A 13,057-nucleotide genomic window follows, 5' to 3' on the forward strand; every position below is an offset into this window, starting at 1 on the left:
TTATATGGGAATGATGGGAAGCAAAAAGATACTCCTAGTAGAAGACGATCCTAACTTCGGAACCGTACTTAAAGATTACTTAGCATTGAATGATTACAATGTAACGCATGCTAAAGACGGAATTGAAGGCTTAATTATGTTTAAAAATTCAGATTATGATCTGTGTATTTTAGATGTTATGATGCCAAGAAAAGATGGCTTTTCATTAGCAGAAGACATTAGAACAACAAATAAACAAGTACCAATTATATTTTTAACCGCTAAAACAATGAAGGAAGATGTTTTAAAAGGCTATCAAGTTGGTGCAGATGATTATTTAAATAAACCATTTGATTCTGAGGTTTTATTACACAAAATCAAAGCGATTTTACAACGTAAAGAAACCGAAAAATCTATTGATGAAGATCAATTTGAGTTTACGATAGGTAAATTTAACTTTAACTCTAAATTACGCCATTTATCATTTAATGGAGATGAGCCAGTTAAATTATCACCTAAAGAAAGTAAGTTACTTAGAATGTTAGCGGTTCATAAAAATGATTTAATGCCTCGTGAGTTAGCGCTAACTAAAATTTGGAGAGATGATAATTATTTCACTTCAAGAAGTATGGATGTTTACATTGCTAAACTACGTAAGTATTTAAAACCAGATGAAACCGTAGAAATACTAAATATTCACGGAGAAGGGTTCCGTTTAATAGAAAACTAATACGTTTTATTACCTACAATTTTATAAAAACTTTCATCTTGCGAATCAAGTTGAAAGTTTTTATTTTTATATAACTTTTTAATGCAACACTATATGGCTCAATTTATTAAAATATACGATGAAAATCCAAATCAAAAAGAAATTGATAAGGTAGTCAAGGTATTGCGAAATGGAGGCTTGGTAATTTATCCAACAGACACCGTATATGGTTTAGGTTGTGATATTACAAATACAAAAGCCTTAGAAAAGATTGCAAAAATTAAAGGAGTTAAGTTAGAAAAAGCCAATTTCTCATTTGTTTGTAATGATTTAAGTCATTTATCAGACTATGTAAAACAAATAGATACACCAACGTATAAAATTTTAAAAAGAGCGCTACCAGGTGCTTATACATTTATTTTACCAGGAAGTAACTCATTACCTAAAACTTTTAAAAAGAAAAAAACAGTTGGTATTAGAGTTCCTAATAATAACATTGCGAGGGCAATTGTCGCATCGTTAGGAAACCCTATAGTTTCAACATCTATTCATGATGAAGATGAGGTGTTGGAATACACTACAGACCCTGAATTAATTTTTGAAAAATGGCAGAATATTGTGGATGTAGTAGTAGATGGAGGCTATGGTGATAACATTCCATCAACAATTATAGATTTAACCACTGATGAACCAGAAATTATAAGAGAAGGAAAAGGTGATGTTGCTGTTCTTTAAACTGTTGCAAAATTTTCTGAATGATAGCGGTCCAATTTACCAAGAAACTGTAGCAGGTAGGTTACCTGTAGAGCCGTTTAATACGTTTAGTAATCTAATTTTTATAGTTCTCTTAATATACTTTGTTTTTAAAATTAGGCAAAACCCCAAAAAACATCTCTTTTTTCTATTTGCTATTCCTACAATATTTATAAGCTGGATAGGTGGAACGATGTTTCATGGAACAAGAAGTCATCAATTTTGGTTGTTTTTAGATTGGGTTCCTATAATGTTAGTATGTTTTGGAGCCATAGTCTACTTTATTTTTAAGCTTCAAACCCAATGGAGCAAAAGGATACTTTTGATTTTATTATTTGTATTGTTTACAATTTTACCTAGAATGTTACCTTTAAATAAGGCTTATAAAATTTCTTTTGGTTATGTTGTAACAGCAATAAATGTACTAACTCCTTTTATCTGGTATGCTTACAAAACTAATTGGAAAAGGGTTCATCTTATTTTTACAGGAGTTTTAATTTTTGGAGTAGCTATTACGTTTAGAACACTAGATAATACAGTACAAATTTTACCAATGGGAACGCATTGGTTATGGCATACGTTTGGTGGAATAGCTGTTTTTTTTCTCCTCCAATATATTTACAAAGATGCTGAGAGCTTAACGTAGTTGTTTAAACTTTTTTCTTCCTAGTAAAAAATATTGCCACACAATAGAGGTGTGTATATTATAGTCTGATTTACGTTGTAATTGCCTACGTTTTTTTATAAACTTACGTAAGTTTTTATAAAAACTAGCATGAGCTTTTAAGATAGATAAAGTATGAACAGGTCTTAATTCAAAAGCGAATTTAATACCAGCAATACCATCAAGAACTAAACGGGCAAAAATTGTTTGAAAAATATACTGTTTCGGAACGTTTTTCAAAACAGTAAATAAACTATTTCTAAAGTTTAAATATGTTTTATGTGGATTGCTTTCTTGCAGAGTCGCACCACCTACATGATAAACAGTTGAAGCACCAACATATTTTATGGTATATCCTTCATTTTGAGTTCTCCAACATAAGTCTATTTCTTCTTGATGTGCAAAATAATCTTCATCAAATCCTTTAAGTTTATGAAAAACATCAGATCTAATAAAAAAACAAGCTCCAGAAGCCCAAAAAATTTCAGTAATATCATTAAACTGTCCGTTATCAGTTTCTAAACTATTAAAAACACGTCCTCTACAATATGGGTATCCAAAAAAATCTACAAAACCACCACCTGCACCTGCATATTCAAACTTATTTTTGTTTTTATAGTCTAATAATTTAGGTTGAATAATAGCTGTATTTTCTTCTTCTCTAAATACATTTAAAATGGGTGTTAACCAATTTTTAGTTACTTCAATATCAGAATTTATAAGACAATAAATATCAGCTTCAATTTGCTGTAAAGCATCGTTATAACCTTTAGCGTAGCCGCCATTTTCTTTGTTTATAACTATTTTAACTGTTGGAAAATACTTTTGAACGTAAGTAATCGAATCATCAGTAGAAGCATTGTCAGCTACGTATATGTCTGCATTTTCTTGGTTATAAGAAACAATAGCGGGTAAAAACTGCTCTAATAGCTGTTTACCATTCCAATTTAATATGACAATTGCTGTTTTCAAGGTCGCAAACTTACATTAATAAAATGACTTAAAAATGTAAAGATTTATTAAATTTTATAGTCTGGTAATTCTCTCAAAAACACATAAGTTTCGTTTTTAGTATCTAGCTTGCAAAAAAAGTGAGAAAGCCCGTTTGTAACCACCAATATAGAAGCGTTTAGTTTAAGGTTATACCTAGCAATTTGATCAAAAGTATTTTGAGTAATAGGTATATGAGGAGCTTTGCATTCCACAATAATATCGGGTTTGCCATTGGTGTTAAAAATTAAAATGTCAGTTCTTTTTTTTAAGTTATTTACTGTTAATTGCTTTTCAATACCAATTAAAGAAGCAGGATAGTTTTTTTGTTGAATTAAATACTGAACAAAATGTTGTCGCACCCATTCTTCTGGAGTTAGTACCATGTATTTTTTTCGTAATTCATCAAAAATAAGCGTATGTTTTTCGTTACTTTTGAGCTTGAAAGGGTAGGTTGGTAAATTTAATGGTTGCATATAGCAAATGTACTATTTTACCAATTTATTCTCACGTATTAGAAAGCTTAAATAATTTATTGTAACGTTTTTTCGGAAAGTAATTATGAATGAGGTAGTCAGTATTGTAAATGATATCAAAGAAGGAAACTATAAACCTATATATTTTTTGATGGGTGAGGAGGCTTATTATATTGATAAAATTTCTGATTATATAGAAAATACGGTGTTAGATGAGTCTGAAAAAGGGTTTAACCAAGTAGTAATGTACGGAAGAGACGTTACTATTGATGAAATAGTGGCTGCTGCTAAGCGATTTCCTATGATGGCTGAACATCAGGTTATTATTGTAAAAGAAGCACAAGATTTAAGTAGGTCTATTGATAAATTAGAGGCATATGCTAACAATCCTCAGCCTTCAACAATTTTAGTATTTAACTATAAATATAAAAGCTTAGATAAGCGTAAAAAAACATATAAAGCAATTGCAAAAAATGGATTGATTTTTCAGAGTAAAAAGTTATATGAAAATCAAGTTCCAGACTGGATTGTAAAAGTTTTGCGAGGTAAAAAGTATACTATAGAGCCCAAGGCTGCGCAAATGTTAGTTGAGTTTTTAGGTACAGATTTAAGTAAAATAAGTAATGAGTTAGATAAATTAACTGCGGTTTTACCAGCACAAACAATTATAACGCCTACGCATATTGAGGAAAATATAGGTATATCTAAAGACTTTAATAATTTTGAGTTACGTAAGGCGGTAGGAGAGAGAAATGTGGTGAAAGCCAATCAAATTATAAATTACTTTGCACAAAATCCAAAAGGGAATCCAATTGTGATGACTATTTCATTACTAAATAGTTTTTTTACTCAATTATTGCTGTTTCATGGTCTAAAAGATAAGTCTAAAGGATCTGTAGCCAAAAACCTAGGAGTAAACCCTTATTTTGTTGATGATTATTATAACGCTGCTAAAAATTATCCTATGCGAAAGGTGAGCATGATTATTGCTTTATTGAGAGATGCAGATGTAAAAAGTAAAGGTGTTGGAGCTAACCAAACTCCGCATGATATTTTAAAAGAATTATTGTTTAAAATTTTACACTAGAACTTTGTTTATGAAAATTAAAAATATTTTTTCTTTAGAAGTAACAGATCAGATAATAGCTAGAATTTTATCATTACAACCTACAACAACTCCGCAATGGGGAACTATGAATGTATCTCAAATGTTAGCTCATTGTAGTGTTGCTTATGAAATGGTTTATACAGACATGCATCCAAAACCTAATCCTTTTGTTAAGTTTATTATTAAGTTAGTGGCTAAAAAAGCAGTAGTTTCTGATAAACCATTCTCTAAAAACGGAAGAACAGCTCCTCAATTTCTAATAGTGAATGAGCGTGATTTTGAAAAAGAAAAACAACGTTTGATAAGTTATATCAGAAAGACTCAAGAGTTAGGTGCCGATTTTTTTGAGAATAAAGAATCTCACTCATTTGGTAAATTATCATCAAAAGAATGGAATACGATGTTTTATAAACATATGGACCATCATTTAAGGCAATTTGGAGTGTAAGAATCTTAGATAGAAAGTAAAAAGATCGTTATTAAAGCAGGTAAAGCCTGTACATAAAATATTTTTTTACTAGCTGTAAAAGCTCCAAAAATACCAGCAACAGCTACGCAACCTAAAAAGAAATAAGAAATATTTGTTTTCCAAGTAGTGTCGGTAATTAAAAAAGTCCACAATAAACCAGCAGCTAAAAAGCCATTATATAACCCTTGGTTAGCAGCCATGGTTTTGGTTTTTGGAAATAATTCTTTAGGGAAATTTCTAAATACTTTTCTACCGCGAGTTTCCCAGGCAAACATTTCAAACCATAAAATATACAAGTGAAAAAGAGCTATAACTCCTATTAAAACAGATATTATTAGTTGCATAGTTTTTTTGTGTTTTATGGTTTGAAATGTTGAATTTATAAAAAATAAATGATTTTATACTTATTTATTGTAGGCGCCAGAAGAATATGTTAGCTCATAACTATGGGTATATACCTCAAACACAATTCCAAAAGGATCTTCTACATAACACATTTTATAAGGTTTGTCATTGGGGTAGTATTCTCTTATAGGCATACGTTGTTTACCTCCATTGTCAACAATTTTAGCAACTAATTCTTCAATATTAGGATCTTGTATGCAAAAATGAAACAAACCAGTATTAAACGGATTAAACGCTGGAGCTTCTTTTATTTCGTTAGAGAAGCTAAATAACTCAACACCAATACCGTCAGAGGTAGATAAGTGAGCAATTTTAAACTCAGACCAATCTTCTCCAAAAACATCAATACACATTTGTCCTATTGCAGTATCTTTTTCTTTTTTAATAGTTGATGGTTCCATAATAGTGTACCAACCCATTACTTGAGTGTAAAAATTTACAGCCTTATGTATGTCAGGAACAGTGATACCAATATGTGAGAATGATTTAGGATAATTGTTATTATTCATCATTCATTATTTTAAACTGTAAGATTAATAATTTCAGGTATTTAGAATCAAAAATATTTTGAGTAAAATAGAAGATTGTCCGCTACATTATACAATGAACTTAATAGGAACTAAATGGAAGCCATTAGTATTATTCCATTTATTAGATGGGCCACAAAGATCTGGGATATTACAAAAAAAAGTTCCTGAAATTTCAAATAAAATGTTCACCCAAACAGTAAGAGAATTGGAAAAAGATGGGCTGATTTTTAGAAAAGTTTATCCTGTTGTTCCTCCTAAGGTTGAGTATGGTTTAACAGAAAGAGGAATTAGTTTACAAGAAATTTTACAGAGTTTAGATGTATGGGGAGCAAAGGATTTAAATAAAAAAAGACTCGTGTAATAATAACGAGTCTTTTTCTATTTTTTAGTAAAATCAATTTATTTAGCTTTATCAACTATTAAACGATTTTCTCTATTAGCAACCTCCCATGCAGTGTAAAATACTAAACGAGCTCTGTTTTCTAACAACTCATAGTTAATTTTATCAGGCGTATCGGTTGGTTGATGATAATCTGCATGTGTTCCGTTAAAGTAAAATATAATAGGAATGTTATGTTTTGCAAAGTTGTAATGATCTGAACGGTAGTAAAAACGATTTGGATCATTTTCATCATTATACTTATAATCTAAGTTAATATTCATGTACTTATTATTAACTTTTTCAGATAATTCGTGTAACTCAGTACTTAATTTATCAGAACCTATTAGGTATACATAATTAGGATCATCTTTATGTCTGTCATCTATTCTACCTACCATATCAATATTAAGGTTTGTGACAGTATTAGCTAAAGGAAAAATTGGGTTTTCTGTATAATATTTAGATCCTAATAATCCTTTTTCTTCACCAGTAACGTGTAAAAATAAGATTGATCTTTTAGGACCTTTACCAGCGTCTGCAGCTTTTTTAAAAGCTTCAGCAATTTCTAAAATTGCAACTGTTCCAGATCCATCATCATCTGCACCATTATAAATTTTGCCATTTTTTACTCCTTCGTGATCTAAGTGAGCAGAAATAACAACTATTTCATCAGGTTTTTCAGTTCCTTTAATAAATGCAACTACATTTTCAGAATCTTTTAACTTCATTCCTCTTCGGTTGTTGCTTAAGTATTCAGAAGGTACTTCTTGAAAATAATCATCGCCACCTAAAGGAGAAGGAATATTTTGGCTTTTGTAAAAGTTTTTTAAATATTCAACAGCCTTTTTTTGCCCTGGTTCACCCGTATCTCTACCTTCAAATTCATCAGAAGCGTAAATAAATAAATGTTTACCTAAATCTTTTGCAGTAATAGTTTCTGCATATGCTACAGCAGCATCAGTATTGTTAGTAGTGGCTGATGCACTTTTTGTAGTGGTAGTATCTTTTCCACTAGCACAAGAAGCTAGAGCGATAACACCAGCAGTGTATAAAATTTTTTTCATGAAAATATTCGATTTGTTGTATTAGTTATCAAAAGTAACGAAATGTTACAAGCAACCAAATTTAATTTTTGTTGATGACGAACTGTTGTAAATTTTTGTTAAAACTTATAAGATCTTTAGGAAATAGTGTATTAAATGCGTCTTGATCAATTAAGTCGTTAGCGTTGCCTGTAAAAACCTGTTTGTCTGACAGTAACACAAAATCATCTGCTAACTGTAATGCTAAATTAACTTGGTGGGTTGAAATTATAATTGTTTTTTGAGTGGTTTTAACTAAGTTTTTTAAGATAGAAAACACTTTAAAGGTATGATGGATATCAAGATGAGCGGTGGGTTCATCTAGCAAAATGATTTCCGTGTCTTGAGCTAAGGCTCTGGCAATTAAAACACGTTGTAATTGTCCGTCACTTAATTCGTAAAATCTTCTATGTTGAAGGTGGTCAATTTCTGTAAGGGATATGGCCCAATTTATTTTTTCAATATCATCAGAAGATAATCTATCTATCCAGTTAGTGTAGGGTTGTCTTCCTAAGGCTACTAGTTCAAAAACAGTAAGCTGACTAGCGGGTAACCTTTCTGTTAAAACCAAACTTAGTTTTGTGGCAAGCTCTTGAGGAGAATAATCTGCGAGTAATTTCTGGTTTATCTTTATAGAACCTTCAATAGGTTTTTGAACTTTACTAATAGTTCTTAATAATGTAGATTTACCTATGCCGTTTTTACCTAATACGGCAATTAATTTTCCTTTTTCAATTGCAATATTAATATTGTTAGCAACAATATTTTTCTCTTTTTTATGAAAATATCCAACAGCTAGTTTAGCTGTTTCTAATACAATATTTGATTTTTTGAAGGTCAATTATACGTAAATTTTTTTCTTTCTAACTAGTAACCAGATCACTATAGGTGCGCCAAATAATGAAGTAATAGCATTTATAGGTAATGTAAATTCACTGGTTGGTAGCTGTGCAATAGTATCGCAAATTAATAAAACAATTGCGCCTAAAATAGCAGTTGCTGGTAATAAAATTTTATGGCTTGCCGTTGTAAAAATAAGTTTTATAACGTGGGGTACAGCCAATCCAACAAAAGCTATTGGGCCAGCAAATGCGGTAATAACCCCGGTTAATAAACTAGTTACTAATAAAACTAAAATTCTTGTTCTTTTAATATCAATACCAAGGCTTTTAGCATAATTTTCTCCCAGTAAAAAACTGTTTAAAGGTTTTATAATAGTAAATGTAATTAGCATACCAATACAATAAATACTAGAAAATATTAGTATTTCATTCCAAGTTAAATTTCCAACACTACCAAAGCTCCAAAAAACATATTGTTTAATTTGTTCTGAAGAGCTAAAATATGATAATACACTAATTATTGCAGAAGTTAATGAGCCAAACATCAAACCAATTATTAAAATAGACATGGTATTACGTACCCTGTTAGCTGTTATAATTACTGCAGATAATACTAAAAATGAACCTATACTAGCGGCAATTGCAATAGCCCAATTTTCAAGATGAAGCATTCCAATAAAACCACCTAAAAACCCTGAGCCCAATAATAGTAAAGCTACACCTAAGCTTGCACCCGAGGAAATTCCAAGAACAAATGGTCCGGCAAGCGGATTTCTAAAAAGTGTTTGCATTAATAAACCACTTACGGATAATCCAGACCCAACTAAAATAGCGGTAATTGCTTTAGGTAACCGATAATTTAAAATAATGGTTTCCCAACTAATTTTTACAGCTTTTCCTCCTGACAAAATGGTTAAAATATCAGAAATAGGAATACGTACAGATCCTAAACTAATATTTGCTAACGTAAAAATTATCAGTAAAACTGCTAGTATTAAAAAAGGTTTTTTATATGATGTTTGTAGTTCTTTCATTTAAAGTTTGGTACACTTTAATAGTGAAACAAAGCTACAATTTATATTCATTTAAAAAATTGATTAGTTTTTTAATTGCTAAACCTCTGTGGCTTATTTCGTTTTTTTGACTTGAACTCATTTCGGCAAATGAAACAGCATACCCTTCAGGTTTAAAAATAGGGTCATAACCAAACCCTTTTTCACCTTGTTTATTTTTCAAAATTTCACCTTTACAAACTCCATCAAAAATAAATTGTTTACCATCAATGTTTAAGCAAATAGCAGTTCGGAACTGTGCTAATCTTTGCTCTTTGTTTGTTAATGCATGTAATAGTTTTTGCATATTGTTTTCTGCATTAGCCGGTTCACCTGCATATCTGGCTGAATAAACCCCAGGTTCTCCATTTAACGCATCAACTTCTAATCCTGTGTCATCAGCAAAACAATTAAAACCAAAATTTTGAGTAATATGATTCGCTTTTAGTTTTGCATTTCCTTCTAAAGTAGTTGCAGTTTCATCAACTTCATCAAAACAATTAATATCTTTTAAAGATAGTAGTTCAATATTTTTGGGAAGCATTTTTTGAACTTCAGCAAGTTTATTTAAGTTGTTGGTGGCAAAAACTAATTTCATTTTAAGTATGTTTAGGGTAACAAATGTAAGTATTTTAAAATTTTTTAGATATTTAAATTGTAAATACGTAAACTATTATTTTTGTTGAAACCCTTTGTAAATACTAGTGTGTCGGGTAAATGTCGGGCTAAAATCAATCTTAAAATTTTATACATCAATCAAGCTAAATTAACATTGCATGGAAATCGAAAATATATTTATTATGAAACAACCAGCATTAGGGAAAAGAATTTCCGAATTAAGAAAACAAAAAGGGTTAACTCAAGAAGAGTTAGTGGAGAAGTGTAATGTTAGTGTACGAACCATTCAGCGAATAGAATCAGGTGAAGTAACTCCAAGAAGTTTTACCATAAAAACAATTTTAGCAGCATTAGATGAAAAGTTAGAGACAATAACACTAGACAATGTTGTAGAAATATCAAAAAAGCAACTAACAATTTTACAGGCAGCTTGGATAGTTGGGGTTATATATTTTATTATTGGTTTTGTAGAAGTAATTGCAGATTATAATTTAATGATTGGTGAAACTGATTTTATAAGTAAACCAATTTATGTTGTGGTGAAAATTATAACAGCATTGTCTTTTTCTATCTTATTTATAGGATTTGCTGAAATTGGGAAGGTGTTTAATAAACGATTTATAACTATATCAAGTTATCTTTTTATCGTAATTTTTATTCTAAGCTGTTTGTATGATGTATTTGATACCAACTATAGTTATGAGATTACCTCTGTAAGTTTGGTATTAAAATCAATAGTATTTGGTGTGCTTCAGGTATTGTTTGGGATAAGTTTATTGAGTTTGCAAAAACAATTTGCAGGTGTTGTTATAGCATTAGCAGTTTTAGAAATATTAACAGGCGTGTTTTTTACAACTGTAGTTGGTGCGCCAGTAGCAATGTTTTTTTTAATACCAACTATTTTATTAGAAATTATAGTAGTATTTATGGTGTATCAAAAATTAAAAAAAGAACTTTATTCATGATGATAAGGCTCGTTTCTTAGAATAGTAAAACCTCGATAAATTTGCTCTACAACAAATAAGCGTATCATTTGGTGGGAAAATGTCATTTTAGAAAGTGATATTTTTCCTTGCGCTTTGTTGTATACAGCTTCAGAAAACCCGTAAGGTCCACCAATAACTAATACCAATTGTTTTAAACCAGCGTTCATTTTTTTCTGTAAATACTTAGAAAATTCCATAGAGGTAAATTGTTTACCTTTATCGTCTAATAAAACTAATTGATCTGTAGGTTGTAGTTTATTTAAAATTAGCTCTCCTTCTTTTTCTTTCTGTTGATCTTCTGATAGGTTTTTAGCATTCTTGATATCAGGAATCACCTCAATTTCAAATTTAACGTAGTGTTTAAGTCTATTTTGATATACATCAATTAATTTACTTAAATTTTTATCATCTGTTTTACCAATAGCTAAAAGTTTTATTTTCATGAGCTAAGAAATGATTTTTAAATTTTGAGGTTAAGAAAAAAGAAAAATTTAATGCAACAAATTTATTGTTTTAAAATTTAATTCTACAGAACAAAAATCTATTAGTATTTTTACATCAACAATAACAAAACTATGATTTCAAAAGAGCAATTTAATACAGAGTTAGATTTAATAATAAGTAACGCAATTAGAGAAGATATAGGAGATGGAGATCATACTTCTTTATCTTGTATTCCTGCTGATGCTTCAGGAAAAGCTAAATTATTAGTAAAAGATGAAGGTATAATTGCAGGTGTAGAATTTGCTAAAATGGTTTTTAGTTATGTTGATCCGGCCTTAACAGTTGAAACTTTAATTAATGATGGTGAACAAGTAAAGTTTGGAGATATTGTTTTCTATGTAACCGGTAAATCACAATCAATTTTACAAGCTGAAAGGTTGGTGTTAAACGCTATGCAACGCATGAGCGCAATAGCTACCAAAACCCGTTTTTTTGTAGATTTATTAGAAGGAACAGGAACCAAAGTTTTAGATACAAGAAAAACAACACCAGGTATTAGAGCTCTTGAAAAATGGGCTGTTAAAATAGGAGGTGGAGTAAACCATAGGTTTGCACTGTATGATATGGTAATGATTAAAGATAACCATATTGATTTTGCAGGTGGAATTACGCAAGCTATCAATAAAACAAAAGCATATCTTACAGAAAAGGAATTAGATATTAAAATTATTGTAGAAGCAAGAAATTTACAAGAAATTGAAGAAATCTTAAAAAATGAAGGAGTATATCGTATTTTAATAGATAACTTTAATTATGAAGATACACGAAAAGCTGTAGCCTTAATAGGTAATACATGTTTAACAGAAAGTTCTGGTGGTATTAATGAAAAAACTATTCGAAAATATGCAGAATGTGGGGTTGATTTCATTTCATCTGGTGCTTTAACACATTCGGTATATAACATGGATTTAAGTCTAAAAGCAGTTGATTAATGAATGATTTTTTTGATGAACAAACTTTTAAAAAAGTAGATTTTACGCAAACTAAGATTGCAAAAGGAGAGTATGATAATTGTGTTTTTATCAATTGTAACTTTGAGCAAATACATGCGTCTAATATTCAGTTTTTAGAATGTGAGTTTATCAATTGTAATTTTAGCAATACCATTGTTACTAATACCTCATTTAAAGACGCAGTATTTAAAAATTGTAAAATGATAGGGGTAAAGTTTCATGAGTGTGCCACTTTTTTATTAAGTTTTCAATTTAACAACTGTCAGTTAAGTTTTGCATCATTTTATAACTTAAAAATACCTTTTACAAATTTTAAAGATTGTAACTTAGAATCTGCGGATTTTTCAGAAGCAAACTTAACTAGTGCCGTATTTGAAAATTGTAATTTGCAAAAAGCTGTTTTCGAAAATACTATTTTAGAAAAAGCGAATTTATCAACAGCTTACAATTACAATATTCAGCCAGATAAAAACAAATTAAAATCAGCCATATTCAGTAAACAACACATAGAAGGTTTACTGCTCAATTACCAAATTAAGCTTGTAGAATAGTAAC

At 30.0% G+C, this 13,057-nt stretch carries 18 protein-coding genes; 9 read left to right on the plus strand and 9 right to left on the minus strand.

Going from position 1 to position 13,057, the window contains the following annotated elements; all coding sequences use genetic code 11:
* Window positions 1-13: 13 nt before the first annotated feature.
* From ACFQ1U_RS06985 to ACFQ1U_RS06995, 3 genes are all read left to right on the plus strand, one after another.
* Entirely contained in the window at window positions 14-709 is a 696-nt protein-coding gene (locus tag ACFQ1U_RS06985) for a response regulator transcription factor (protein WP_386106827.1), read from the plus strand.
* A gap of 93 nt (window positions 710-802) precedes the next feature.
* On the plus strand, window positions 803-1,423 hold the full coding sequence (locus ACFQ1U_RS06990; protein WP_386106726.1) for an L-threonylcarbamoyladenylate synthase: 621 nt from the start codon (window positions 803-805) through the stop codon (window positions 1,421-1,423).
* A 4-nt stretch (window positions 1,424-1,427) separates the two neighbouring features.
* A complete protein-coding gene (locus tag ACFQ1U_RS06995) occupies window positions 1,428-2,087 on the plus strand; it encodes a hypothetical protein (RefSeq protein WP_386106728.1) in 660 nt (219 codons plus the stop codon).
* Here ACFQ1U_RS06995 and ACFQ1U_RS07000 read toward each other — a convergent pair.
* Both ACFQ1U_RS07000 and ACFQ1U_RS07005 read right to left on the minus strand, forming a co-directional pair.
* Complete coding sequence (locus tag ACFQ1U_RS07000; protein ID WP_386106730.1) at window positions 2,079-3,077, minus strand: glycosyltransferase family 2 protein; 999 nt, start codon at window positions 3,075-3,077, stop codon at window positions 2,079-2,081. The two genes, ACFQ1U_RS06995 and ACFQ1U_RS07000, sit on opposite strands and share 9 nt — an antisense overlap.
* A gap of 47 nt (window positions 3,078-3,124) precedes the next feature.
* Entirely contained in the window at window positions 3,125-3,571 is a 447-nt protein-coding gene (locus ACFQ1U_RS07005) for a type I restriction enzyme HsdR N-terminal domain-containing protein (protein WP_386106732.1), read from the minus strand.
* Window positions 3,572-3,656: 85 nt separating this feature from the next.
* On the opposite strand from ACFQ1U_RS07005, the gene holA reads away from it, so the two are divergent.
* Both holA and ACFQ1U_RS07015 read left to right on the plus strand, forming a co-directional pair.
* Window positions 3,657-4,658: a DNA polymerase III subunit delta gene (gene holA / locus ACFQ1U_RS07010; RefSeq protein ID WP_386106734.1), complete on the plus strand. Its 1,002-nt coding sequence runs from the start codon at window positions 3,657-3,659 to the stop codon at window positions 4,656-4,658.
* A gap of 10 nt (window positions 4,659-4,668) precedes the next feature.
* Entirely contained in the window at window positions 4,669-5,127 is a 459-nt protein-coding gene (locus ACFQ1U_RS07015; protein ID WP_386106736.1) for a DUF1569 domain-containing protein, read from the plus strand.
* A gap of 5 nt (window positions 5,128-5,132) precedes the next feature.
* Here ACFQ1U_RS07015 and ACFQ1U_RS07020 read toward each other — a convergent pair whose 3' ends face one another.
* Window positions 5,133-5,492 carry a DUF1304 domain-containing protein gene (locus ACFQ1U_RS07020; protein ID WP_386106738.1) on the minus strand — a complete coding sequence of 120 codons (360 nt, stop codon included), beginning with the start codon at window positions 5,490-5,492 and terminating at the stop codon, window positions 5,133-5,135.
* A 60-nt stretch (window positions 5,493-5,552) separates the two neighbouring features.
* On the minus strand, window positions 5,553-6,065 hold the full coding sequence (locus ACFQ1U_RS07025) for a lactoylglutathione lyase family protein (protein ID WP_386106740.1): 513 nt from the start codon (window positions 6,063-6,065) through the stop codon (window positions 5,553-5,555).
* Window positions 6,066-6,156: 91 nt separating this feature from the next.
* On the opposite strand from ACFQ1U_RS07025, the gene ACFQ1U_RS07030 reads away from it, so the two are divergent.
* Window positions 6,157-6,444, plus strand: coding sequence for a winged helix-turn-helix transcriptional regulator (locus ACFQ1U_RS07030; protein WP_386106829.1), 288 nt, complete (start codon window positions 6,157-6,159; stop codon window positions 6,442-6,444).
* A 38-nt stretch (window positions 6,445-6,482) separates the two neighbouring features.
* Here ACFQ1U_RS07030 and ACFQ1U_RS07035 read toward each other — a convergent pair whose 3' ends face one another.
* The 4 genes from ACFQ1U_RS07035 to ACFQ1U_RS07050 form a co-directional block, all read right to left on the minus strand.
* Window positions 6,483-7,529 carry a M28 family metallopeptidase gene (locus ACFQ1U_RS07035; protein WP_386106742.1) on the minus strand — a complete coding sequence of 349 codons (1,047 nt, stop codon included), beginning with the start codon at window positions 7,527-7,529 and terminating at the stop codon, window positions 6,483-6,485.
* A gap of 61 nt (window positions 7,530-7,590) precedes the next feature.
* A complete protein-coding gene (locus tag ACFQ1U_RS07040) occupies window positions 7,591-8,388 on the minus strand; it encodes an ABC transporter ATP-binding protein (RefSeq protein WP_386106744.1) in 798 nt (265 codons plus the stop codon).
* Window positions 8,389-9,423: a FecCD family ABC transporter permease gene (locus ACFQ1U_RS07045; RefSeq protein WP_386106746.1), complete on the minus strand. Its 1,035-nt coding sequence runs from the start codon at window positions 9,421-9,423 to the stop codon at window positions 8,389-8,391.
* Between the two features lie 34 nt (window positions 9,424-9,457).
* Window positions 9,458-10,039, minus strand: coding sequence for a non-canonical purine NTP diphosphatase (locus ACFQ1U_RS07050; protein ID WP_386106748.1), 582 nt, complete (start codon window positions 10,037-10,039; stop codon window positions 9,458-9,460).
* A 202-nt stretch (window positions 10,040-10,241) separates the two neighbouring features.
* Between ACFQ1U_RS07050 and ACFQ1U_RS07055 the strand changes: the two genes are divergently transcribed.
* Entirely contained in the window at window positions 10,242-11,024 is a 783-nt protein-coding gene (locus ACFQ1U_RS07055) for a helix-turn-helix domain-containing protein (protein ID WP_386106750.1), read from the plus strand.
* On the opposite strand, the gene rlmH is transcribed toward ACFQ1U_RS07055, so the two are convergent.
* The gene (rlmH, locus tag ACFQ1U_RS07060; RefSeq protein ID WP_386106752.1) at window positions 11,015-11,488 is read right to left on the minus strand and encodes a 23S rRNA (pseudouridine(1915)-N(3))-methyltransferase RlmH; all 474 of its coding nucleotides are present in this window, start codon (window positions 11,486-11,488) and stop codon (window positions 11,015-11,017) included. The genes ACFQ1U_RS07055 and rlmH overlap by 10 nt on opposite strands.
* 132 nt (window positions 11,489-11,620) lie before the next feature.
* Between rlmH and nadC the strand changes: the two genes are divergently transcribed.
* On the plus strand, window positions 11,621-12,481 hold the full coding sequence (gene nadC, locus ACFQ1U_RS07065) for a carboxylating nicotinate-nucleotide diphosphorylase (RefSeq protein ID WP_386106754.1): 861 nt from the start codon (window positions 11,621-11,623) through the stop codon (window positions 12,479-12,481).
* Window positions 12,481-13,053, plus strand: coding sequence for a pentapeptide repeat-containing protein (locus ACFQ1U_RS07070; RefSeq protein WP_386106756.1), 573 nt, complete (start codon window positions 12,481-12,483; stop codon window positions 13,051-13,053). The genes nadC and ACFQ1U_RS07070 overlap by 1 nt, the downstream gene beginning before the upstream one ends.
* The last annotated feature ends 4 nt before the right edge of the window (window positions 13,054-13,057 follow it).

Source organism: Tenacibaculum geojense, assembly GCF_042676005.1.
GTDB lineage: Bacteria > Bacteroidota > Bacteroidia > Flavobacteriales > Flavobacteriaceae > Polaribacter > Polaribacter geojense.

Bases quoted from the DNA above. Each gene is read 5' to 3' on its own strand.
- ACFQ1U_RS07020 (WP_386106738.1), bottom strand. From the start codon at position 5,492: ATGCAACTAATAATATCTGTTTTAATAGGAGTTATAGCTCTTTTTCAC.
- holA (WP_386106734.1), top strand. From the start codon at position 3,657: ATGAATGAGGTAGTCAGTATTGTAAATGATATCAAAGAAGGAAACTAT.
- ACFQ1U_RS07015 (WP_386106736.1), top strand. From the start codon at position 4,669: ATGAAAATTAAAAATATTTTTTCTTTAGAAGTAACAGATCAGATAATA.
- rlmH (WP_386106752.1), bottom strand. From the start codon at position 11,488: ATGAAAATAAAACTTTTAGCTATTGGTAAAACAGATGATAAAAATTTA.
- ACFQ1U_RS07055 (WP_386106750.1), top strand. From the start codon at position 10,242: ATGAAACAACCAGCATTAGGGAAAAGAATTTCCGAATTAAGAAAACAA.
- ACFQ1U_RS07030 (WP_386106829.1), top strand. From the start codon at position 6,157: ATGAACTTAATAGGAACTAAATGGAAGCCATTAGTATTATTCCATTTA.
- ACFQ1U_RS06990 (WP_386106726.1), top strand. From the start codon at position 803: ATGGCTCAATTTATTAAAATATACGATGAAAATCCAAATCAAAAAGAA.
- ACFQ1U_RS07005 (WP_386106732.1), bottom strand. From the start codon at position 3,571: ATGCAACCATTAAATTTACCAACCTACCCTTTCAAGCTCAAAAGTAAC.
- ACFQ1U_RS07050 (WP_386106748.1), bottom strand. From the start codon at position 10,039: ATGAAATTAGTTTTTGCCACCAACAACTTAAATAAACTTGCTGAAGTT.
- ACFQ1U_RS07070 (WP_386106756.1), top strand. From the start codon at position 12,481: ATGAATGATTTTTTTGATGAACAAACTTTTAAAAAAGTAGATTTTACG.
- ACFQ1U_RS07035 (WP_386106742.1), bottom strand. From the start codon at position 7,529: ATGAAAAAAATTTTATACACTGCTGGTGTTATCGCTCTAGCTTCTTGT.
- ACFQ1U_RS07045 (WP_386106746.1), bottom strand. From the start codon at position 9,423: ATGAAAGAACTACAAACATCATATAAAAAACCTTTTTTAATACTAGCA.
- ACFQ1U_RS06985 (WP_386106827.1), top strand. From the start codon at position 14: ATGGGAAGCAAAAAGATACTCCTAGTAGAAGACGATCCTAACTTCGGA.
- ACFQ1U_RS07025 (WP_386106740.1), bottom strand. From the start codon at position 6,065: ATGATGAATAATAACAATTATCCTAAATCATTCTCACATATTGGTATC.
- nadC (WP_386106754.1), top strand. From the start codon at position 11,621: ATGATTTCAAAAGAGCAATTTAATACAGAGTTAGATTTAATAATAAGT.